The organism is Thalassotalea nanhaiensis, assembly GCF_031583575.1.
Lineage (GTDB): Bacteria > Pseudomonadota > Gammaproteobacteria > Enterobacterales > Alteromonadaceae > Thalassotalea_A > Thalassotalea_A nanhaiensis.
The window spans coordinates 15,424-39,053 of the sequence record NZ_CP134146.1 but is presented as its reverse complement, the minus strand read 5'-3'; the positions used below and the strand labels follow the sequence as shown (position 1 = coordinate 39,053).

The 23,630-nt window shown below is 41.3% G+C and carries 18 protein-coding genes, 2 tRNA genes and 2 rRNA genes; 8 read left to right on the top strand and 14 right to left on the bottom strand.

Annotated features, from left to right (window positions below; all coding sequences use genetic code 11):
- Positions 1 to 179 precede the first annotated feature (179 nt).
- From RI845_RS00165 to RI845_RS00150, 4 genes are all read right to left on the bottom strand, one after another.
- A 23S ribosomal RNA gene (locus RI845_RS00165) occupies positions 180 to 3,069 on the bottom strand.
- Positions 3,070 to 3,488: 419 nt separating this feature from the next.
- Positions 3,489 to 3,564 (bottom strand) — tRNA-Ala (locus tag RI845_RS00160).
- A gap of 42 nt (positions 3,565 to 3,606) precedes the next feature.
- A tRNA-Ile gene (locus RI845_RS00155) sits at positions 3,607 to 3,683 on the bottom strand.
- A 117-nt stretch (positions 3,684 to 3,800) separates the two neighbouring features.
- A 16S ribosomal RNA gene (locus RI845_RS00150) occupies positions 3,801 to 5,343 on the bottom strand.
- The 16S and 23S rRNA genes sit together here with 2 tRNA genes alongside, the layout of an rRNA operon.
- Before the next feature lie 734 nt (positions 5,344 to 6,077).
- Here RI845_RS00150 and RI845_RS00145 point away from each other — a divergent pair.
- The gene (locus RI845_RS00145) at positions 6,078 to 6,626 is read left to right on the top strand and encodes a gamma carbonic anhydrase family protein (protein WP_348387732.1); all 549 of its coding nucleotides are present in this window, start codon (positions 6,078 to 6,080) and stop codon (positions 6,624 to 6,626) included.
- A 3-nt stretch (positions 6,627 to 6,629) separates the two neighbouring features.
- Here RI845_RS00145 and RI845_RS00140 read toward each other — a convergent pair whose 3' ends face one another.
- From RI845_RS00140 to RI845_RS00130, 3 genes are all read right to left on the bottom strand, one after another.
- Positions 6,630 to 6,845: a hypothetical protein gene (locus tag RI845_RS00140; protein ID WP_348387731.1), complete on the bottom strand. Its 216-nt coding sequence runs from the start codon at positions 6,843 to 6,845 to the stop codon at positions 6,630 to 6,632.
- A complete protein-coding gene (gene aroE / locus RI845_RS00135; RefSeq protein ID WP_348387730.1) occupies positions 6,842 to 7,666 on the bottom strand; it encodes a shikimate dehydrogenase in 825 nt (274 codons plus the stop codon). The genes RI845_RS00140 and aroE overlap by 4 nt, the downstream gene beginning before the upstream one ends.
- Positions 7,667 to 7,856: 190 nt before the next feature.
- On the bottom strand, positions 7,857 to 8,522 hold the full coding sequence (locus RI845_RS00130; RefSeq protein WP_348387729.1) for an OmpW/AlkL family protein: 666 nt from the start codon (positions 8,520 to 8,522) through the stop codon (positions 7,857 to 7,859).
- A gap of 125 nt (positions 8,523 to 8,647) precedes the next feature.
- Between RI845_RS00130 and RI845_RS00125 the strand changes: the two genes are divergently transcribed.
- Entirely contained in the window at positions 8,648 to 10,480 is a 1,833-nt protein-coding gene (locus tag RI845_RS00125) for a DUF3413 domain-containing protein (protein ID WP_348387728.1), read from the top strand.
- Positions 10,481 to 10,556: 76 nt separating this feature from the next.
- On the opposite strand, the gene hemF is transcribed toward RI845_RS00125, so the two are convergent.
- The 3 genes from hemF to RI845_RS00110 form a co-directional block, all read right to left on the bottom strand.
- Complete coding sequence (hemF, locus tag RI845_RS00120) at positions 10,557 to 11,465, bottom strand: oxygen-dependent coproporphyrinogen oxidase (protein WP_348387727.1); 909 nt, start codon at positions 11,463 to 11,465, stop codon at positions 10,557 to 10,559.
- The gene (locus tag RI845_RS00115) at positions 11,465 to 12,034 is read right to left on the bottom strand and encodes an L-threonylcarbamoyladenylate synthase (protein ID WP_348387726.1); all 570 of its coding nucleotides are present in this window, start codon (positions 12,032 to 12,034) and stop codon (positions 11,465 to 11,467) included. Before RI845_RS00115 ends, hemF begins: the two co-directional genes overlap by 1 nt.
- 100 nt (positions 12,035 to 12,134) lie before the next feature.
- Entirely contained in the window at positions 12,135 to 13,781 is a 1,647-nt protein-coding gene (locus tag RI845_RS00110; protein ID WP_348387725.1) for an acyl-CoA synthetase, read from the bottom strand.
- Between the two features lie 220 nt (positions 13,782 to 14,001).
- On the opposite strand from RI845_RS00110, the gene purE reads away from it, so the two are divergent.
- Both purE and RI845_RS00100 read left to right on the top strand, forming a co-directional pair.
- Entirely contained in the window at positions 14,002 to 14,484 is a 483-nt protein-coding gene (purE, locus tag RI845_RS00105) for a 5-(carboxyamino)imidazole ribonucleotide mutase (RefSeq protein WP_348387724.1), read from the top strand.
- A 5-nt stretch (positions 14,485 to 14,489) separates the two neighbouring features.
- Positions 14,490 to 15,653 (top strand): 5-(carboxyamino)imidazole ribonucleotide synthase, encoded by a 1,164-nt coding sequence (locus RI845_RS00100; protein WP_348387723.1) that lies wholly within the window; start codon positions 14,490 to 14,492, stop codon positions 15,651 to 15,653.
- A gap of 67 nt (positions 15,654 to 15,720) precedes the next feature.
- On the opposite strand, the gene RI845_RS00095 is transcribed toward RI845_RS00100, so the two are convergent.
- The 4 genes from RI845_RS00095 to RI845_RS00080 form a co-directional block, all read right to left on the bottom strand.
- Positions 15,721 to 16,278, bottom strand: coding sequence for a topoisomerase DNA-binding C4 zinc finger domain-containing protein (locus tag RI845_RS00095; protein ID WP_348387722.1), 558 nt, complete (start codon positions 16,276 to 16,278; stop codon positions 15,721 to 15,723).
- A 75-nt stretch (positions 16,279 to 16,353) separates the two neighbouring features.
- Positions 16,354 to 16,827: a DUF494 family protein gene (locus RI845_RS00090; protein WP_348387721.1), complete on the bottom strand. Its 474-nt coding sequence runs from the start codon at positions 16,825 to 16,827 to the stop codon at positions 16,354 to 16,356.
- A 43-nt stretch (positions 16,828 to 16,870) separates the two neighbouring features.
- Positions 16,871 to 17,986, bottom strand: a complete 1,116-nt coding sequence (gene dprA / locus RI845_RS00085; RefSeq protein ID WP_348387720.1) for a DNA-processing protein DprA — start codon at positions 17,984 to 17,986, stop codon at positions 16,871 to 16,873.
- 58 nt (positions 17,987 to 18,044) lie between these two features.
- Positions 18,045 to 19,142 carry a LysM peptidoglycan-binding domain-containing protein gene (locus RI845_RS00080; RefSeq protein ID WP_348387719.1) on the bottom strand — a complete coding sequence of 366 codons (1,098 nt, stop codon included), beginning with the start codon at positions 19,140 to 19,142 and terminating at the stop codon, positions 18,045 to 18,047.
- A gap of 149 nt (positions 19,143 to 19,291) precedes the next feature.
- Here RI845_RS00080 and def point away from each other — a divergent pair, with 149 nt between their 5' ends.
- The 4 genes from def (at position 19,292) to trkA (ending at position 23,562) form a co-directional block, all read left to right on the top strand.
- A complete protein-coding gene (gene def / locus RI845_RS00075; RefSeq protein WP_348387718.1) occupies positions 19,292 to 19,804 on the top strand; it encodes a peptide deformylase in 513 nt (170 codons plus the stop codon).
- Positions 19,805 to 19,813: 9 nt separating this feature from the next.
- Entirely contained in the window at positions 19,814 to 20,800 is a 987-nt protein-coding gene (gene fmt, locus RI845_RS00070) for a methionyl-tRNA formyltransferase (protein WP_348387717.1), read from the top strand.
- The gene (gene rsmB, locus RI845_RS00065; RefSeq protein ID WP_348387716.1) at positions 20,793 to 22,088 is read left to right on the top strand and encodes a 16S rRNA (cytosine(967)-C(5))-methyltransferase RsmB; all 1,296 of its coding nucleotides are present in this window, start codon (positions 20,793 to 20,795) and stop codon (positions 22,086 to 22,088) included. The genes fmt and rsmB overlap by 8 nt, the downstream gene beginning before the upstream one ends.
- Before the next feature lie 91 nt (positions 22,089 to 22,179).
- Positions 22,180 to 23,562 carry a Trk system potassium transporter TrkA gene (gene trkA / locus RI845_RS00060; RefSeq protein WP_348387715.1) on the top strand — a complete coding sequence of 461 codons (1,383 nt, stop codon included), beginning with the start codon at positions 22,180 to 22,182 and terminating at the stop codon, positions 23,560 to 23,562.
- The last annotated feature ends 68 nt before the right edge of the window (positions 23,563 to 23,630 follow it).

Here is a 23,630-nt window from a genome sequence, read left to right as displayed (position 1 = left end):
ACTTGTTTCAGGGTCTCCTGACGCATATTGTGCATCAGAGTTCTAACGTATTTAGAAAGCTGTATAGATCCTGAAACAAGTTCAGGACGCGTATTAAACCGTGACTTACTCAAGTCGTATTCTTTAATGCGTGATTTTCATCAGACCATACAACTCAAGCAAAACTGCTTGGGTGTTGTATGGTTAAGCCTCACGGGCAATTAGTATCAGTTAGCTCAATGCCTCACAGCACTTACACACCTGACCTATCAACGTTGTAGTCTCCAACGACCCTTTAGGGGACTTAAAGTCCCAGTGAGAACTCATCTCAAAGCCTGCTTCCCGCTTAGATGCTTTCAGCGGTTATCAGTTCCGAACGTAGCTACCGGGCAATGCCACTGGCGTGACAACCCGAACACCAGAGGTTCGTCCACTCCGGTCCTCTCGTACTAGGAGCAGCCCTCTTCAATTCTCAAACGCCCACGGCAGATAGGGACCGAACTGTCTCACGACGTTCTAAACCCAGCTCGCGTACCACTTTAAATGGCGAACAGCCATACCCTTGGGACCGACTTCAGCCCCAGGATGTGATGAGCCGACATCGAGGTGCCAAACACCGCCGTCGATATGAACTCTTGGGCGGTATCAGCCTGTTATCCCCGGAGTACCTTTTATCCGTTGAGCGATGGCCCTTCCATACAGAACCACCGGATCACTATGACCTACTTTCGTACCTGCTCGACGTGTCTGTCTCGCAGTTAAGCTGGCTTATGCCATTGCACTAACCGTATGATGTCCGACCATACTTAGCCAACCTTCGTGCTCCTCCGTTACTCTTTGGGAGGAGACCGCCCCAGTCAAACTACCCACCAGACAGTGTCCCCAAGCCCGATAAGGGCCCTAGGTTAGAACATCACGCATACAAGGGTGGTATTTCAAGATTGGCTCCACCACATCTAGCGACGCGGTTTCAATGCCTCCCACCTATCCTACACATGTAGGAGCAATGTTCACTGTCAAGCTATAGTAAAGGTTCACGGGGTCTTTCCGTCTAGCCGCGGGTATACGGCATCTTAACCGCAAATTCAATTTCACTGAGTCTCGGGTGGAGACAGTGTGGCCATGATTACGCCATTCGTGCAGGTCGGAACTTACCCGACAAGGAATTTCGCTACCTTAGGACCGTTATAGTTACGGCCGCCGTTTACCGGGGCTTCGATCATGAGCTTCGCAGAGCTAACCCAATCAATTAACCTTCCGGCACCGGGCAGGCGTCACACCGTATACGTCATCTTTCGATTTTGCACAGTGCTGTGTTTTTAATAAACAGTTCCAGCCACCTGGTTACTTCGACTCTCCTGTGCTTACTCCGCAAGGGATTCACACTAGAGAGCGTACCTTCTCCCGAAGTTACGGTACTATTTTGCCTAGTTCCTTCACCCGAGTTCTCTCAAGCGCCTTAGTATTCTCTACCTAACCACCTGTGTCGGTTTGGGGTACGGTTCCTATATATCTGAAGCTTAGAAGCTTTTCCTGGAAGTATGGCATCAACAACTTCAACTCCGTAGAGTCTCGTCTCGTATCTCAGCCTTAAGAAGAACCGGATTTACCTAATTCTTCAGCCTACATACTTTCACATGGACAACCAGCGCCATGCTTGCTTAGCCTTCTCCGTCCCTCCTTCGCAATATATAGAAGTACAGAAATATTAATCTGTTTCCCATCGACTACGCGTTTCCGCCTCGCCTTAGGGGCCGACTTACCCTGCCCTGATTAACATGGGACAGGAAACCTTGGTCTTTCGGCGGGGGAGTTTTTCACTCCCCTTATCGTTACTCATGTCAGCATTCGCACTTCTGATACCTCCAGCAAACCTTACGATTCACCTTCAACGGCTTACAGAACGCTCCCCTACCACTTGAACCTAAGTTCAAATCCGCAGCTTCGGTGCATAGTTTAGCCCCGTTACATCTTCCGCGCAGACCGACTCGACTAGTGAGCTATTACGCTTTCTTTAAAGGATGGCTGCTTCTAAGCCAACCTCCTAGCTGTCTATGCCTTTCCACATCGTTTCCCACTTAACTATGACTTTGGGACCTTAGCTGGCGGTCTGGGTTGTTTCCCTTTCCACAACGGACGTTAGCACCCGTAGTGTGTCTCCCGCATATCACTCATTGGTATTCGGAGTTTGCAAAGGGTTGGTAAGTCGGGATGACCCCCTAGCCTTAACAGTGCTCTACCCCCAATGGTGTTCGTGCGAGGCTCTACCTAAATAGATTTCGGGGAGAACCAGCTATCTCCCGGCTTGATTAGCCTTTCACTCCGACCCACAAGTCATCACCGCATTTTTCAACATACGTGTGTTCGGTCCTCCAGTTGATGTTACTCAACCTTCAACCTGCCCATGGGTAGATCGCCGGGTTTCGGGTCTATGCCCTGCAACTAAACGCGCAGTTAACACTCGCTTTCGCTACGGCTCCCCTAATCGGTTAACCTTGCTACAGAACATAAGTCGCTGACCCATTATACAAAAGGTACGCAGGCACCGGACTAAATCCGGCTTCCACTGCTTGTACGTATGCGGTTTCAGGTTCTATTTCACTCCCCTCACAGGGGTTCTTTTCGCCTTTCCCTCACGGTACTGGTTCACTATCGGTCAGTTAGGAGTATTTAGCCTTGGAGGATGGTCCCCCCATATTCAGTCAAGATTTCTCGTGTCCCGACCTACTCGATTTCACTATTAGGTTGTTTTTGTGTACGGGGCTATCACCCTGTATCGCTGTCCTTTCCAGAACATTCCACTAACGCCCAAATAGCTTAAGGGCTGATTCGCGTTCGCTCGCCGCTACTAACGAAATCTCGGTTGATTTCTTTTCCTCGGGGTACTTAGATGTTTCAGTTCTCCCGGTTCGCCTCAATTAGCTATGTATTCACTAAAAGATACCCAACTTACGTTGGGTGGGTTCCCCCATTCGGACATCTGTGCCTATAACGCCTTTTATCGGCTTAACACAGCTTTTCGCAGATTAACACGTCCTTCATCGCCTCTAACTGCCAAGGCATCCACCACATACGCTTAGTCACTTAACCATACAACCCCAAAAAGTCTTGCAACTTCAAGAATGTCCGGAGACTAATCCGAACTAAGTTATAGGTCTGACATTTTCACGCATTCATAAGAATGTTGACATCTTCATGTCAAACCCACAGTAAACTGTGAGCCTTGAGTAAGAACTAATGACAACACGATAAGAGTTGCCATTAATAATATTGAGCTGTTGTATAAAACAGCTCGGTTGATAAACAATAAATTGTTTATCGTGGTAACTTATTGAACGCTTATGATTGGAGGTCATAAACATAAGTTACCGGGTTTAATATCAGCTTTCCAAATTGTTAAAGAGTACATTGATACGCACATTCGGTATCTATGTTGGTAAAAAACCAAATTTAAAACATCTTAAAAGATAATTTAAATTTGGTCTTTCTCGTGAAGAAGAGTAAGTAAATGGTGGAGCTAAGCAGGATCGAACTGCTGACCTCCTGCGTGCAAGGCAGGCGCTCTCCCAGCTGAGCTATAGCCCCATTGTTTTACCAATGGTAATTAACGTTGTAAAAACGTTAATTTGGTAGGTCTGGGCAGACTTGAACTGCCGACCTCACCCTTATCAGGGGTGCGCTCTAACCAGCTGAGCTACAGACCTATCATGATGGGTCTGCAACTTAAGTAGTCACGACCTATACTTCTTCATCTTTCGTTATCATACAATTTGTGTGAACACTCGCAGAGCCTAAGCTCTCATTAAGTTGTCTACTTAAGGTAAGGAGGTGATCCAACCCCAGGTTCCCCTAGGGTTACCTTGTTACGACTTCACCCCAGTCATAAATCACAAAGTGGTAACCGTCCCCCCGAAGGTTAAACTAGCTACTTCTTTTGCAACCTACTCCCATGGTGTGACGGGCGGTGTGTACAAGGCCCGGGAACGTATTCACCGTGGCATTCTGATCCACGATTACTAGCGATTCCGACTTCACGGAGTCGAGTTGCAGACTCCGATCCGGACTACGACAGGCTTTCTGGGATTCGCTCCACCTCGCGGTCTTGCTGCCCTCTGTACCTGCCATTGTAGCACGTGTGTAGCCCATCCCGTAAGGGCCATGATGACTTGACGTCGTCCCCACCTTCCTCCGGTTTATCACCGGCAGTCTCCTTAGAGTTCCCGACACTACTCGCTGGCAAATAAGGATAGGGGTTGCGCTCGTTGCGGGACTTAACCCAACATTTCACAACACGAGCTGACGACAGCCATGCAGCACCTGTCTCAGAGTTCCCGAAGGCACTAATCTATCTCTAGAAAATTCTCTGGATGTCAAGGGATGGTAAGGTTCTTCGCGTTGCATCGAATTAAACCACATGCTCCACCGCTTGTGCGGGCCCCCGTCAATTCATTTGAGTTTTAACCTTGCGGCCGTACTCCCCAGGCGGTCAACTTATCGCGTTAGCTGCGCTACCCACAGATCAAGTCTACAGACAGCTAGTTGACATCGTTTACGGCGTGGACTACCAGGGTATCTAATCCTGTTTGCTCCCCACGCTTTCGTGCCTCAGCGTCAGTATTTGTCCAGGTGGCCGCCTTCGCCACTGATGTTCCTTCCAATCTCTACGCATTTCACCGCTACACTGGAAATTCCACCACCCTCTACAATACTCTAGCTTGCCAGTTCAAAATGCAGTTCCAAGGTTGAGCCCTGGGCTTTCACATCTTGCTTAACAAACCGCCTACGCACGCTTTACGCCCAGTAATTCCGATTAACGCTCGCACCCTCCGTATTACCGCGGCTGCTGGCACGGAGTTAGCCGGTGCTTCTTCTGTTGCTAACGTCACAGCTAGCAGTTATTAACTACTAACCTTTCCTCACAACTGAAAGTGCTTTACAACCCGAAGGCCTTCTTCACACACGCGGCATGGCTGCATCAGGGTTTCCCCCATTGTGCAATATTCCCCACTGCTGCCTCCCGTAGGAGTCTGGGCCGTGTCTCAGTCCCAGTGTGGCTGATCATCCTCTCAAACCAGCTAGAGATCGTCGCCTTGGTAAGCCTTTACCTTACCAACTAGCTAATCTCACTTGGGCTAATCTATAGGCGAGAGGTCCGAAGATCCCCCCCTTTGGTCCGTAGACATTATGCGGTATTAGCAGTCGTTTCCAACTGTTGTCCCCCACCTAAAGGCATATTCCCAAGCATTACTCACCCGTCCGCCGCTCGACGCCGAAGTAGCAAGCTACTTCTCGTTTCCGCTCGACTTGCATGTGTTAAGCCTGCCGCCAGCGTTCAATCTGAGCCATGATCAAACTCTTCAATTAAAAAGTTGTTACATATGCATCGACAAGCGATGCTACTCAATGAATTCTGAATGTTCCGTCTAACCAGAAGCTGGTTAAACTAAAACGTACTAATTAACTTTATCGCTAAATAAAGATAATTAATTTGTTTGTGTGTTCATCATCATTAAGTGATTTTTGATACCGAAGTATCTATGTTGTAAATCAATCTTAATGTGAGTGCCCACACAAATTGCATGATAACTAATTGTTAAAGAACCGTTCTATTCGAACGAAGAGCTAATCGCATTCGTTAGTCTCTTTGTCTTCAAACCGGCTAGTAGCCTTGCCTGAAGTGGATGCGCATTATAAGCACCCTAGTTTTAATGTCAACCGATTTTTTTGAATTATTTAAAAGTTTATTTTTAAATGCTTCATCAGCGATTAAGTACCCTATTGGATTACTTAACTTATTAAAACGCTTCGTTGGGATGTCCCGAAGAAGTGAAGCGCATTTTAGAGATTTTTAGGCTGCCGTCAACTGCTTTTTGAAATTAATTTGAAAAAAACTCAAATTCGATTATATTCTGTACAAGCTGCGCTATTATTGAGCTCAGTGTTATCGATTAGATCGTTTTTAGTTATGTTTGAATTACATTTTCTCGTTCACAGTTAATATAAAAACTACAATTTATTATTAGATAATGGGTTTTTATATCTGTTTGCTCTAGTTTTTTTGATAGAGTAAATACTAAATCAATTAATAGGCTTCATTTATGACAGTTTCTTCCCTTAGGCCATATAGAGGCATTTACCCTAAATTATCTGAAAAAGTATATGTTGATCCAAGTTCTGTATTAATTGGTGATATCACTCTAGGGGCTGATGTAAGTATTTGGCCACTGGTGGTAGCACGAGGTGATGTGAATCATATTACTATCGGCGCAAATAGTAACATTCAAGATGGTAGTGTCTTGCATGTGACTCGCAAAACCACCAAATTTCCTGATGGCTATCCTCTAGTTATTGGTGAAGAAGTTACCGTTGGCCATAAAGTAATGCTGCATGGCTGTACGTTGGGCGATCGTATTTTGGTTGGCATGGGCGCCATAATAATGGACGGTGCAGTTGTCGGTAACGATTGTATTATAGGTGCCGGATCTCTCGTACCACCAAATAAGACATTAGAGCCTGGCTTTTTGTATGTTGGTAACCCGGCAAAACAAAAGCGCCCTCTCACTGATGACGAGCTCACTTTCTTAAGAGACACAAATGCTAATTACGTTCGTTTAAAAGATGAGTATATTGCAGAACAAAATCAATAGTTACTAGAGCCAGATCTCATTATTCTCATCTGGCTCATTATCTTCTAACCACTCTTCGACTTTTTCTTCCCAATCAAACTTATCTGCTTGGCTTATTGCTGACGCTGAATGTGCTATATATATATTTACCTGATTGCCAGACAGTAACCCGGTAAAGCGCCAAAGCTGCTTTTCTACTATATAAATATGATCATCATTAAACAAAATCGCCTGATTCATTTATCAACGCCTTGTAATTGACTTCTTAACTTAGCCAGTACCTGAGTTTGTTCTGGCCTTACTTTGCGCCAAATATAAAAACTTTCTGCGGCTTGGCCTACTAACATACCTAAACCATCAATGACTTGTCGGGCTTTGTGTTCAGCACACCAGGTTAAGAATAGGCTTAATTCAGCGCCATAAACCATGTCATAACAAACAGTTTTCTCAGTAATACATTTAGGACTTAAATCAGGTAGGTTTGCTGATAGGCTTGCCGATGTTGCATTAATAATTACATCAAACGTTGTTTCTGCGGTTTCGCTATAGCCAATTGCCGATAACTTTTCATCATTAAAACGAGTTGCTAACAACTTTGCTTTTTCGACTGTTCTATTTACAATAACAATGCGAGCTGGATTTTCAGCTAATAGAGGTAATATTACCCCACGAGCTGCCCCGCCAGCTCCCATAAGTAATATTGATTTATTGGTAAGCTGAACCTGGTGACTTTTCAAATCATTTACTAAACCAATGCCATCGGTATTATCGCCATAAACCTTACCATCACGAAAACTCAATGTATTCACTGCACCAGCCATATTAGCTCGTTCAGTTAAATGCTCACACAATTGAATTGCCTGTTCTTTAAAAGGTGCTGTGACATTAGCACCCTTACCACCGTTATTAATGAATGTTGCAACGGATGCTTTAAATTCAGCCTCTTCTGGTTGGCTTTTTGTATAAGTAATCGCTTGTTGTGTTTGCTCGGCAAACATTTGATGAATAAGTGGTGATTTTGATTGGGCAATTGGGTTGCCAAAAACGAGATAGTTATCCATGGGCACTAATTATGGTGAGTTTTGTTAAGAGTAACCAAATCTAACGCTAATGGGAATATGAATTGACAAAAGCTTATAACGGGCAACTCTGAAAAGCATCCATGGCAATTCTAAGTTAATTCTTCCATGAATTAAAAAGCCACCGAATCTTTCGAATTCAGTGGCTGTTTATATTGATGGGAAAGTTTAATTAAAACTTATAGCCAAGCATAAGTGAGTAAACCATTGGGTCTACATCTACAGAAGATTCGCCAATACTTGCACCACCCACATCGAAAGTAGCGTCTGTACCTATATCGATGTAACGAGCTGATGCATTAATATGCCACTTTTCATTTAATTGATAATCGGCACCAACTTGTAATGCAAATCCAAAAGACCCGTCCAGTTCAAGATTACTAAAGCCAGCGTCTTTATAAGTTGAATCAAATTCTTCATCAAAGAAAATGGTGTAGTTTAAACCGGCACCTACATAAGGCATAAATTTTGAACCGGTATCAAAGTAATAAACCGCACTCACTGTCGGTGGTAAATGTGTAACTTCAGCTAATGTAGTTTCTGTGCCAGCCGCCTGTAATTTAACATCGTGAGTAAATGGCGTTGCTGCCAATACTTCTATCGCCCAGTTGCTATCAAAAAAGTAAACAAAGTTTAGACCTAATTGAGTATTATCATCTACGCTTAAAGTTAAGCCAGAATCTTCACCCGCTAAATCTATGCCGGATTTACCACTGTCAGGTTCTACCATGGTTACACCACCACGGATCACAAAATCACCAGCTTCGTAAGATGCGGCTACCGCTGCATTGCTCGCTAATAGGGATACTAATGCTAAACTAATTAAATTCTTTTTCATGGCCATTGCCTTACATGTTAATATTGTCAAAATTTGTTAAGGATTGTAACCACAAAAAAAGTAGGGATATTGATTTAGAACAAGTTTTTTTAGATACTAAACAAAATACAAAAATTAATTAATTTATGAATGATTTTCAAGCAAACAATGTAAAAAGCTGGTTAAACCGGTACCTAGCCGTTAACTTTGTCATTACAATTTTCATTGCCTTAAGGTATTTATCGCCACACCCCTATCCTGACAGTGTAATTTCAACAATATTTTTATTTACTTACAGTGTTGCTCATTTAGGTTTTTTAGCATTATTACTGACCGGTTTTTTACATTTACTGGCTAAAATTCTAAAGCATTATTTAGCAATACGATTTATTGCCATCATACTCGTATCTTTAGCCTTATCATTACTACTTGCCGATACTTTTGTTTATCAACAATATCGATTTCATTTTAATGGCATTGTGTTTGAGTTAATGGTTGAGGGCGGAACAGAAATTTTCAGTTTCTCGTGGCAGTTATGGACATTGATAAGCTTAATTATTTTGGCCTTTTTTGCCGCGCAAATATTCTTAAGCGAAATGCTTCGTAATAAATATGTGGAAACTCATTTTTCTCTTAAAACACCTTTAAAGATTTGGTTTGTATTATTACTTCTTGGCCACGGCATTCATACGTGGGCAGATGCCAAGTTTGAGAAAAGTATTACCCAGCAAGCTCGTTATTTGCCAATTTCATTTCCGCTAACAGCGAAAAGCTTTATGGCTAAATTTGGTGTGGTTAATATAGAAGCACAAAAACAACAGGCCTTGTTAAAACAAAAAAAGGTCAAGTCGGCAATTAATTATCCGTTAAGCCCAATGCAATGTGTGGCGCCAGCTCAGCAAAAAAATATTTTATTGATCACGTTGGACTCTTGGCGCAGTGATATGATGGACGGCAAAATGACGCCAACTATTCAAAGTATTGCTGATAAAGGTACGCACTTTAAGCAACACCATAGCGGCAGTAACAACACTCGCCATGGCATGTTCAGTTTGTTTTATGCGATTCCTGGCCATTACTGGCAACCTATTCTGGATACGCAGACATCGCCTGTTTTAATGGATGTTGTTAAGCAGCAAAGCTACGATATTGGTATTTTTGCCAGTGCAAAATTGACAAGCCCGGAGTTTGATCAAACATTATTTAGTAACGTTGAAAATCTTCGTACTCATTCTAAAGGTGAAAAACCTTTTGAGCGTGATATGGACATTACCAAAGATTTTATCGATTGGCATAAAAACAAGGACAGCGATAATCCATTTTTTGCATTCATGCTTTTTGACTCTGCCCATGGATTTTCGATACCGACAGATTTTGAACGAAAATATACACCTTCTTTAGATGACATAAACTATATGGCATTAAATGATGACTATGATCCGCAGCCATTTTTAAACTTATATAAGAATTCAATCAATTTTATTGATTTGCAAATTCAACAAGTAATCGCTCAATTGGGCGATGATATTAACAATACCATCATCATCATAACGGGTGATCATGGTAAAGAGTTTAATGATAGTAAGAAGGGATTTTGGGGTCACAACTCAAACTATTCCAGATACCAAACTCAGGTGCCATTGATAATTCATTGGCCAGAAGCTCCAAAAGACTTCTATCAAGCTCAAACTAGCCATTATGATATTGCTCCGACGTTGCTTACTGACGCGCTTGGCTGTAGTAATAAAAGCAATGAATACAGCAGTGGTCAGTCATTGTTTGATAAACAGCAGCATAGTTGGTTAATCTTTGGTCGTGATGGTTATTACGCAATAAAAGATACCAAGCAACTGAATGAACTCGATCGTTTAGGTAATTTCACAATTTTCGATAATGACTATCAAGAAATTGAAGATGGTAAGTTGGATATGAACGTTGTGTTAGACGCGATGGAAGAGTTACGCCGCTTTAATAAATAAGCTTTTCCGATAAACGCATGAAAGAAAAAAGCCCAATAAAGTTATATTTATTGGGCTTTTTTAATTAGTTTAAAAACTATAACCAGTTTTGTGGCTTTAAATAATGCTGATAGAGTTCAGCTTCTTGGCTGCCATCTTCTGGCTGATAGTTATATTCCCATCTTGCCAGTGGCGGCATAGACATTAATATAGACTCTGTACGGCCACCCGATTGCAAACCGAATAACGTTCCTCGATCAAACACCAGGTTGAATTCAACATAACGACCACGGCGATATAATTGGAATTGGCGTTGATGCTCAGTAAAAGGTGTATTTTTACGTTTATTAATAATTGGCACATAAGCATCAATAAACCCTTGCCCTACTGCCTTGATGTAATTCAAACAAGTATCAAAGTCCCAACAATTTAAATCATCAAAAAACAAGCCACCAACACCACGGGTTTCATCTCTGTGTTTTAAATAGAAATATTCATCACACCATTTTTTGTGCTCTTGGTAAATATTATCACCAAACGGGGCGCATAAATCAGCCGCAGTTTGATGCCAATGAATAACGTCTTCTTTTACCGGGTAAAATGGCGTTAAATCAAAACCACCACCAAACCACCAAACCGGATCTTCTCCGTCTTTTTCGGCAATAAAAAATCGTACATTAGCATGAGATGTTGGAATATGAGGATTTTTGGGGTGAATAACCAATGAGACACCACAGGCTTGCCAAGTACGACCTGCTAATTCTGGGCGATGCGCGGTCGCTGAAGGAGGCAATTTGTCTCCACTAACCGTTGAAAAGTTAACACCACCCTGCTCTATTACCGCACCATTGGTTAATACTCGAGTACGACCACCTCCACCTTCTTCACGTTGCCATAGATCTTCAACAAACTTAGCTTCGCCATCAGCTTGTTCTAGGGCTGAACAAATTTGATCTTGTAACGTTTTTAAAAACTCAACCACTTGGTCAATATTAATTTGGCTCATTAGCGGTATACTTCCCCTGTTAATGCATTGATGATTGTTGATGGTTTAGCAAAACCTAATGTTTCGCCTTTAATAATGAAATCTACCGTATTAGCAAATGCTGCTTCTACTTGTTGCCAGGTAATCGCCGGCTCTGTGCCGCTCAAATTAGCGCTCGTTGAGACGATTGGTTTATTAGTCGCCTTGCATAATGCAACAACATCTGGCTGACTCGTTACCCGTACAGCTATTGTGCTGAAATCGCCAGTTAAATACTTAGCAATAGATGGATTTGCCGGAACGACTTGAGTAATACAGTCTGGCCATCGCGACAATACAGTATAGCGTTTGTCTTGAGGTATTTTACTATCATCTATATAGGGTAATAACTGTGAATAGTTACTGGCCAGTAAAATTAACCCTTTACTTACAGAACGCTGCTTTAGTTGCAATAGCTTTTCAACCGCAGATTGATTGTCGGGATCACACCCTAAACCAAACACCGCTTCAGTTGGATAGGCAATAATGCCACCAGCCTCATAGGCTTCTTGTGCTGAAGTATATATATTGGATTGTTCGTTGGGATTCATCTAAGCACTTAACTTTGCTAGTTAATAAAAATGCGATCATTATATCGCCTAAAACGAATGATCGCATTGATTTGTTTACTTAGAAATTGTTTAAACTGCTTTAAGCCGTTTCTGGAATGTTTTCAAATAAGTTTTTTACTTTTTCTCTTAAAATAAACTTTTGAATCTTACCTGTAGACGTTTTTGGTAAATCCGCGAAAACAATTGTTTTAGGACACTTGAAACGTGCCATGTTTTCACGACAAAATTCGATAATTTCACTTTGAGTAGCGTGCTCTCCAGACTTTAGGGTAACAAAAGCGCACGGCGTTTCTCCCCAAGTATCATCTTTACGAGCAACAACCGCTGCTTCCATTATGGCCGGGTGACGATATAGAACGCCCTCAACTTCAACGGATGAAATATTTTCACCGCCGGAAATAATGATATCTTTTGATCTATCGCGAATTTCTAAATAACCATCAGGGTGTTTAACCGCTAAATCGCCTGAATGAAACCACCCTCCTTTAAAAGCCTCTTGTGTCGCAGATGGATTCTTTAAATATCCCTTCATTGTAGTATTACCGCGAAACATTATTTCGCCAATAGTTTCCGCATCAGCAGGTACTGGTAACATAGTTTCGGGATCTAACACATCGACATCTTCTTGAGTTGGATAGCGGATGCCTTGCCTAGCTTTTAAAGCTGCGCGTTCATCACCGCTTAAATGGTTCCACTCTTTTTTCCATGAGCTTGCCACACAAGGACCATAAACTTCAGTTAAGCCGTATGTTTGAGTAATATCAAAACCCAACTTTTCCATACCTTTAATAACCGCAGCAGGTGGTGGAGCTCCAGCGGTCATGGCTTTAACACTGCCAGTTAATTTTTGAGTGAGTTCCTCTGGACCATTTAAAATCATATTTAACACAATAGGTGCACCACACATATGCGTAATATTGTGTTCAGAGATAGAATTAATAATAGCGTTTACTTCAACCTGACGAAGACATACATGTGTTGCTGCCATTGCTGTAACGGTCCAAGGGAAACACCAACCATTACAATGGAACATTGGCAGAGTCCATAAATACACTGAATTTTCATCCAACGGCCAAATCATATTGTTACCTAGTGCGTTTAAATAGGCACCCCGGTGAGAATATACAACCCCTTTAGGGTTGCCAGTGGTTCCTGATGTGTAATTTAACGCCATAGCTTGCCATTCATCTTCTATAACTGGCTGCTCGAACGATGGTGTGCCTTCGGCTAATAGCTGTTGATATTCCAACTCACCTAAACGCTCCCCTCCTTGGCTTTGAGGATCATCGATATCAATAATAAGCGGCGTTCTACTCGATAGAGCAACTGCTTTTTTCATCACTTCACTGTAGGCGGTATCAGTTAACAACACATCACATTCGGCATGATCAAGAATGAACGCAAGGTTTTCAGCATCTAGCCGTGTATTTAAAGAGTTAAGTACCGCTCCTAACATAGGCACAGCAAAATGCGCATCTAAAAAAGCCGGTATATTGGCAGCCATTACGGTAACAGTAGTACCTTGGCTTACACCACGTTGTTGTAATGCTGATGCTAATCGATTTACGTTTTGTTGGAATTCACGGTAAGTATACTGTTCATTACCATGAATAATTGCGACTTTATCAGGATATAACTCTGCGCTACGTTTAAGAAAATTGACAGGACTCAAGGCTTGATGATTTGCTGCAACTTGAGTGAGTCCATTAATATACTTATCTGACATGGTTCACCTGAATAACTTATTTATGTTATATAAATAATGCATTAGGCTCGGTAAATTTACAATTCTACCTTAGTCTAGCATTCTCGATAAATTGAGAATAAATATAATCACTGAGAAAAGTTGGGGATTTAGTTAAACAAGGGTATAATGCGCGCTTATTTTTTGACCCGTTGGGTCGGCACTTATTACCCACTTATACACAACCAAAAGGTATTCTTTGATGACTGTAGGTATCATTATGGGGTCAAAATCAGATTGGCCAACAATGCAACATGCGGCAGAAATGCTTGATTTATTAAACGTTCCTTATGAAACCAAAGTTGTTTCAGCACACCGAACGCCTCATTTATTGAGCGAATACTCAGAGTCAGCAAAAGAACGCGGCATCAAAGTAATTATTGCTGGTGCTGGTGGCGCAGCCCACTTACCAGGTATGACTGCAGCTTATACAAGCTTGCCAGTGTTAGGTGTTCCTGTGCAATCAAAGGCCTTAAGCGGTCAAGATTCTTTATTATCTATCGTGCAAATGCCTAAAGGTATTGCTGTAGGTACACTTGCAATTGGTGCTGCAGGTGCAGCAAATGCAGGTTTATTAGCTGCTCAAATTTTAGGAACTCACGATGAAACTATTATGGCTAACATCGACGCGTTCCGTAAAACCCAAACAGAAACAATTTTGAATAATCCTAACCCGGCAGAATAAAAGTTATGACAAAGGTACTTGTGCTTGGCGCTGGTCAATTAGCGCGTATGATGGATTTAGCAGGATCTCCACTAAATCTTGATATTGCTGCATTTGATCCAAGAACGAATAAAGTAGTACACCCTATTGCTAACGATTATATCTTGGGCAATCTAGAAGATGGCATCAACAATGCCGATGTCATCACTGCTGAATTTGAACACTTAGCTCACGATGTTCTTGAAAAATGTCAAGCCAGTGGTAAATTGCTGCCAAGCAGTACAGCGATAAAAATTGGTGGAGACCGACGTCTTGAAAAGAACTTGCTTGAATCTTGTCAGGTTGCCAATGCTACACACAAAATCATTTCCAATTACGATGATTTTAAAATCGCACTAAGCCAGTTATCCTTACCTATTATTTTCAAGAGCGCCCTAGAGGGTTACGATGGGAAAGGTCAATGGCGCTTAAAGTCAATGAAACAGGCTGAAGTAATTTGGGCTGAAATGGAAGACTTTATTAAGCAAGCTAACACATCTGTTCCGCAAGCTATTGTTGCCGAACAAATGGTGCCATTTGATCGCGAAGTTTCCATTGTTGGTGCTCGTAATACTAAAGGAGAGATTGCTGTTTATCCTGTTACTGAAAACCACCATACCAATGGTGTGTTAAGTGTCTCTTTGGCACTGCCGGTTACTGATGAATTACAGCAACAAGCCTTTGAAGTCTTCAGTAAATTAACGCAAGCGTTAGATTATGTCGGTATTCTAGCCATTGAGTTTTTCCAAGTTGGTGATGAATTATTGGTGAATGAGATTGCTCCACGTGTTCACAACTCTGGGCACTGGACTCAACAAGGAGCTGATACTTGTCAGTTTGAAAATCATTTGCGTGCAATTTGTGCATTGCCACTTGGTAATACTGAGTTAATTCGTCCAACAGCAATGGTCAATATTTTAGGTGAAGATTCAGTGCCTGAAGCGGTACTCGCGATGCCTGGTGTTGCCATACATTGGTATGAAAAAGAAAAACGTGCTGGCCGTAAAATGGGACACATCAACCTATGTGCTGAAAGTAGCATTGAATTAGCGAATAAATTAATTCAGCTAGCGGGTATTTTAGATGATCACGCTTATCCTGATTTAGCTGACTTTGCTCAGCAATTAAAGCAGAAAGTTAGCAACAACTAATAAAAAAGACGAGCAAAGCTCGTCTTTTTTATTTCAGACACTAACCCTTGAGGTTGTTGGCTGAAACCTATTTATGTATGTGCGAACATTTTTTATCTGCACATTGTAAAATATCGCCTGCAGCCATGGTACGAGATAACAAAAGTTCAAATCCACATTTTTCGCAACTACCTGATACTGGTTGATGATTAACAGCAAACTTGCATTTTGGGTAATTATCACAGGCATAAAAGGTTTTGCCATAACGGCTTTGTTTTTCAGCTAAATGCCCTTTTTTACATTTTGGGCAATGCACATCTTCAAAAACTTCACTTTCTTCTTGTTCTATATGAGAGCACTCGGGAAAGTTGGTACAACCAATAAATAAACCATAACGGCCTTGCTTAACGGCTAACTCACTTGCACATTCTGGGCATTGACTACCAACTAAAATTTGCGTTTCAAATTTTTCTTGTTCGATAACGGGACGAGTGTAGGCACAGGTTGGGTAGCTTACACATCCAAGAAATGCGCCAGCTTTAGAGTTTTTTACGGCAAGTTCACTGCCACATTCTGGACATACCTCGTAGGCTTTTTCCAGAGCGTGTTCGTGTTGAGAAAATAATGGTTTTCTATCTTTAGTCATAATAACTCCGTTAAGGGGCTATTATGACATAAAAATAGTTAATTAATTAATGCTTATTTGAACAGGCATTAGCTTTTAGTGCAGTGGGCCTTCACATTCATCAAAGATTAAATCTTCCATCTGTGAATAAGCTGATTCTTTACCTGGCACATTAAACAACACCATTAACACTACCCATTTTAAATCATCAATATAAAAGTCTTTAGTATCAAGCTCCATAACTCGATCTACAACCATTTCACGGGTAGTAAAATCAAGTACATTAACTTGTTCTAAAAACATTAAGAATCCTCGACATTCAACGTCTAGAAAGCGAGTTTCTTCAGGCGTATAAATGCGTACCGATGTACCCGGTCTGCGGGTAAGGTATGGGTATGTTTCTGTATTTTGTAGCGCAGCCAGTTTTTCTAACCAGGATAGAGCTTTATAGATCTCATCTTGATGGAAACCCGCACGGGTTAACTCATCTGTCAGTAGATCATGATCTACCATTACCTCAGCTTCGCTGTGGATATAGTTTTCAAAAAGGTACATAAGAATATCGAACATAACTAGCCCCTTTTAAGTGATTGAACATATGCAATTTATTGTTTTAGTTCAATTTGATATAGCCTCCTGGTACCGCAGTTACCAGACCTCTAAGCTCTAGCGTCATCAATCGGGTTAAGACCTCCTCTGTGGGAAGTTGACTCCGAGAAACTACCGTGTCTACGGAAGTAGTTTCATAATCCACACTACGCAACAATGGATCGATAAACAAGTCTTGTTGGTCATTTTTTTGGTATTTTTTTTGTTCTTTTTCAGCCTCTCTTTTATACAGACCAGATGTGGTGGGAAGATCTAACAAAAATATAATATCTTCTACTTCATCGACTAAAGTTGCGCCTTGTTTAATTAAACTATGGCAACCTTTACTTTGCGGGTTATTAATTGCCCCAGGCATAGCAAAAACCTCACGGTTTTGCTCAATTGCCATCCTTGCTGAAATCAATGAACCACTTTTGAGTTGTGCTTCAACCACAAAAACCCCCAGACTCATGCCAGTAATAATTCTATTTCGTTTTGGAAAACACCCTGGATTTGGCCTGGTTCCAGGTAAATATTCGCTGATAATAGCACCATTAGCGGCTAGGATTTCTTTTGCTAATGGCTTATTACGGGCTGGATAAACAAGATCTAACCCTGTGCCCACAACGGCAATCGTCGGTTTATCAGCGAGTAATGCACCTCGGTGCGCAGCTGAGTCTATTCCTAACGCTAAACCTGAAGTAATAACGATATCTTCTAACGATAACTGGTAAGCAAACTTTTTAGCGAGTTCACGAGCACCAAGTGTGGCAGAGCGGGAACCTACTATCGCTAATTGCGTTTGATTTAATAGGCTAAGCCTGCCTTGGCCAAAAAGCAGTATTGGTGGGTTTTCGGTTTGTTTTAACAGTTTGGGATAATGATTATGGTCAATACCAATGACTGTTATCTTATGTTGCTGACAGCAAGCGATAATCGCATTAATTTTCGACCAATTTGGCTGACATACAGCACTTACCTGAGTCTGGTTTAACCCCAAGCTGGTTAGAGAACTTTTTGAAAGTTGAAAAAAATCGGCTAAGCCAAATTCATTGAGTAGATTGATTTTGATATTACTGGCTAAGCGAGGAATTAACTTCCACGCTAACCAATAGTGATCGTTAGATCTTTGTTCTGACATATTCTCATCCTTAAGAATTATGCCTCAAAACAAGGTGTGTATTATTGTTATTGCCTCATTAAGGGGCGCTTACATAATCTTCAATACGAACTGCTTTTGTTGTTGATAACACAATAGCGAAACTGGTTTTTTCCATAACCTTAAACACCATTAAATGGCCAATATTTTCCATTGGCATACTAATACGTTTGTCACTATCGTTAGGGCGCGTTAAACGATACCAGAAAGATGCATCTTCTTCATAAACAGGTCCATCGGCAGTTTCAATAACATCTGGACTTTGACGGTTAATGGCGTAAACCTCGCCCATCTGTAATTGGTGGTTAGCACCTTTGTTAATTAATACAACTTCAAACTTACCAAATTCACGAGCCAAGTTATATGAACTAATCATTCTTGCCTGCAGCTCTTTATCTTTAACGGTTTGCATTGCATAAAAAGACGGTAAAAGCTGGCCTTCATTAACTGCAATAACAACATCTCCCGCTCTAACTTCACGCTTCGATGACTCTAAAAATGCAGTAGAAGGTTCTTTATTTTCTATGCTGCCCGATCTAATTCCTTTTGCCGTGCCAACAAGTATAGCGTAATAACCTAAATGCTCTTTGGTTTCAGGATCTAATATTTCATCGCCTTTATGGTATATCGCGTAGTTTTGTCCGGCTTTTAATTCACCTTTTATGTACAGTCTAGCCCCTTCCATATTGGATTTATATTTTTCATCACCGCCTAAAATATAAGGTGATGAATCAATTTCTGCTTGGCTAAGCACAGTCGAATAATTTAAGTAAGGCGCCAAATGTTCAAGTGGCAATATGGTTATAGGATTACTGTCTTTTAACGTTTTTCTGCCTTTAGGCGACCATTTTAATTCTGGCTTACCCTTAACGAGCATAGGCTGACCGTCTTCATCATAGACTAGACGTAATTCATCACCAGGATATATTAAATGAGGGTTGTTGATTTCTGGGTTCATTCGCCAAAGCTTTGGCCACAACCACGGTTCATTTAAGAAAATGCCTGAAATATCCCATAATGTATCGCCTTTTTTGACTACATAGGTTTTCGGTGCATCATCTTTAATTTGTAGCTCGTCTGCCAAAACGAGTAATGATGTAAACAGACAAAATATTGTTATTAGTATTTTTTTATACATGCTGATTGGTCCATTTCAAGCAATTTACTACCTCAGTATACAGATAATTCTACTTGCTGAGTATAAAGCCCTATTATTACTAGAAAATAATGGCTAAAATTAAAACATAACACTCTATATCAATTATCGCTAATTGTTTTGCAAATATTATGACTATTTTAAATGTATTACGCTTTCCGGATGAACGCTTAAGAACGGTTGCTAGTGAAGTAACCGAAGTCAATGATGACATAAGAAAAATTACTGAAGACATGTTCGAAACCATGTATGAAGAAAATGGTGTCGGCCTTGCTGCCACTCAAGTGAACATCCATCAACGCATTGTGGTAATGGATGTTTCTGACGATAAGTCAGAGCCGTTAGTGCTTATCAACCCTGTTATCACTGAAAAAAGCGGTGACATAATGGTGAACGAGGAAGGATGTTTATCTGTTCCTGGTAGTTACGCCAAAGTTGACCGTAATACTGAAGTAACGGTAACTGCGCTGGATGCTCAAGGTAAAGAATTTTCGTTACAGGCAAGTGAACTATTGGCTATTTGCATTCAGCATGAGCTTGATCACTTGCAAGGTGTATTATTTATAGACTATTTATCACCATTAAAGCGTCAACGCATTAAAACAAAATTAGAAAAAGCCGCTCGCTTAGAAGCGAAAGCTTAGGAAGTTACTTTGTCGAAACCATTAGATATTATTTTTGCCGGCACACCACACTTTGCCGCTGAACATTTACAAGCGTTAATTGATTCAGAACATAATGTGAAAGCAGTTTACTGCCCACAAGACAAACCGGCAGGTAGGGGTAAAAAACTCACCGCTTGCGCCGTTAAACAACTTGCTATTGAACACAACATCCCAGTGGAACAGCCGCTGAACTTTAAAAGCGAAGCTGACCAACTTGTGTTAGCAAACTATAACGCTGATGTCATGGTAGTTGTTGCGTATGGCTTATTGTTGCCGCAAATAGTATTAGATACGCCTAAGTTTGGTTGTGTGAATGTACATGGCTCATTATTACCGCGCTGGCGTGGTGCTGCTCCAATTCAACGCTCCCTGGAAATGGGTGATAGGGAAACGGGCGTTACGATAATGCAAATGGATAAAGGTTTAGATACTGGCGCTATGTTATTAAAGGCTAGCTGCCCTATTACCAACGTTGATACCAGTGCAACACTTTATGAAAAGCTTGCCTTGTTAGGCCCTAAAGCACTTTTAGAAACCATGAGCCAAATGGCACAAGGTACGCATATTGCCAAGCCGCAAGATAATAACCTAGCAAACTACGCTGAAAAATTAAGTAAAGATGAAGCCGAATTGGATTGGTCCTTAAGCGCCGATATCTTAGATAGAAAAATTCGAGCTTACCAACCATGGCCTTTTGCTCAAATTACCTTTAATGATAATGGCAAAGAACACCGTATAAAAGTGTGGCAGGCAGAGCCTTTAACTGAACAGTCAAACAAGCCTGAAGGCACAATTGTTAATGTTGATAAAGCAGGGATCACCATAGCGACTGGCCAAGGTTGTTTAAAATTAACCAGTTTACAATTACCAGGAAAAAAAGCTCTGGCTGTAGCTGATATTCTCAATGGCCGTGCCGATTGGTTCAAGGTTGGCAATTTGGTGACCGGCACTGCGATGGATGCAACTAATGAGTAAAAACGTTCGTGCCATTGCTGCCCGTTGTCTTTACGGTGTTGTAGATCAAGGTCGCTCACTGTCTGAAGAGTTACCTAAGCAGCAATTACTGATTGAGTCGGGAAAAGATAAAGGCTTACTGCAAGAGCTTTGTTATGGCGTGCTGCGCTATTTACCAGAGCTTGAACAACATGTACGGCGCTTTGTTAAAAAACCATTAACCGGCAAACAAAGAGTGTTCCACTTTTTAATGATGGTGGGTATTTATCAAATAAAATTTACTCGCATACCTGATCACGCCGCCGTAGCAGAAACCGTTGCTGCAACAGCCATTTTAAAAAATCGCCATTTAAAAGGTATGGTTAATGCTGTGTTACGCAGTTATCAACGAGATCCTGAACTAGAAAATATTGAACAATTACCCGACCCTGTTCGTTACAATCATCCAGGCTGGTTTATCAACAAAATTAAAATCGGTTACCCGGACAATTGGCAGCATATTCTCGAGCAGAACCTGCAAAGACCACCAATGTGGCTTAGAGTTAATCAGCAAAAGACAACGGTTGAAAATTACCTTAACTTGTTAACTGAACAAGACATAGTTGTTGAACAAGTTGCCCCGATAAGCCAGGCTATTTTGTTAGAACAAGCAACAGATGTTACCAAACTACCTCATTTTGAGGATGGCTGGGTGTCAGTACAAGATGGTGCGGCACAAATGGCAGCGCCACTATTAAATACCCAGGCTGGTGATAATGTTCTAGATTGCTGCGCAGCCCCGGGTGGTAAAACTTGTCATATCCTTGAGCTAGAGCCTAACCTTAAAGCGATGACCGCCATCGATGTTGAAGAACCGAGGCTCGTTCGCGTAAATGAAAATCTGACTCGTTTAGGCTTAAATGCCAAGGTTATTGCAGGAGATGCGGCAAATCCAACGCAATGGTTTGATGGTGAATTATTTGATCGAATTTTACTTGATGCCCCATGTTCAGGCACTGGTGTAATCAGAAAAAACCCAGATATAAAATGGCTAAGGCGTGCAGCCGATATTGATGCTCTGGTGATATTACAAAAGCAAATATTGACCGCCATTTGGGCGTTATTAAAACCAGGAGGTACAATGATTTATGCCACCTGTTCAATACTGCCTGAGGAAAACTGCCAACAAATAGAACAGTTTATCACTGATACTCCTGATGCAGTATTGGAGCCTTTAGGCGTAACTGAAGATAGCGATGATTGGCAAATATTACCTGGTGATAATTCTATGGATGGCTTTTATTATGCCAAACTCAGTAAAAAGTGCTAAGTTAAACATAGCTGAAATAAACTTGAATATATTATCACTCAATTGCTGTTGATAGATAAAAACAATAATAGTATTAAGTAGTTAAAAATTAATGAAAAAGATCATCATTTTAGGTGCAGGACAAGTTGGTGGAACACTCGCTGAAAACTTGGTGGGTGAGCACGAGATCACTCTGGTTGATACTGACACTAATAAGCTGCACGAGCTGCAAGATAAGTTTGATCTACAAGTTGTTACAGGGTTTGGCAGCCACCCTGACGTATTAGCAAAAGCAGGTGCTGAAGATGCTGATATGCTCATTGCCGTAACCAGCGATGACGCTACCAATATGTTAGCTTGTCAAATTGCCTTTTCATTATTTAGTACACCCACAAAAATCGCTCGAATCCGCTCAGAACAAATTTTAAAACATGAAAAAGTGCTCTTTCATAATCAAGATATTCCCGTTGATTTTGTTATTGCCCCAGAGCAATTAGTTACCAAAGATATTGCCCGTTTAATTGACTACCCTGGCGCTTTGCAAGTTCGTGAATTTGCCGGAGGTAAAGTCTCTTTAGTTGGTATCCGTGCGTATTACGGTGGATTATTAGTTGGACATGCCCTATCAGCATTACGAGAACATATTCCTAATGTAGATACGCGAGTGGCAGCAATCTACCGAAAAGGCAAACCTATCAGGCCGCTTGGCACAACTGTTATTGAAGCTGATGACGAGGTGTTTTTCATTGCCGCGACCAAACATATTCGCGCAGTGATGAGTGAGCTACAGAAGCTTGAAGCGCCTTATAAAAGCATTATGATTGCCGGCGGCGGTCATATTGGCTCAGGTTTAGCTAAAATTCTAGAGAAAAATTATCAAGTAAAAATTATTGAGCGCAACCCCAAACGCGCTGAAAAATTATCGAATGAGCTTAATAACACCTTGGTGTTTATTGGTGACTCTTCAGACAAAGAATTGCTGGTTGAAGAGCATATTGACCAAGTTGATGTGTTTATTGCTGTTACCAACGATGATGAAGCCAATATAATGTCGTCAATGGTGGCCAAAGGTTGTGGCGCCAAAAAAACCATCGCATTAATTCAGCGTAATGCATATCACGATGTTATTCATGGCAATATCCTTGATTTAGATATTGCCGTATCTCCTCAACAAGCGACCATATCGGCGTTATTAACTCACGTTAGAACCGGTGGTATCGTTAACGCCTACAGCTTACGTCGCGGTGCTGCTGAGGCGGTTGAAACAGTAGCTCATGGTGATGAACAATCATCTAAAGTGATAGGTAGAGAAATTCAGGATATAAAATTACCACCTGGTGCAACTATTGGTGCCATAGTTAGAGGTGATGAAGTTTTGATAGCCCATTCTACTACCGTGATTAAGTCTGACGATCATGTAATTTTATTCTTGGTGGATAAAAAATATATTCACCAAGTAGAGAAGTTATTTGCGGTAAGTGCGATATTCTTTTAGCACTTTAGATCCCGTAACAAGTACGGGATACGCATTTTTCTAAGCCAACAAGTTGACAAGAAAAATTG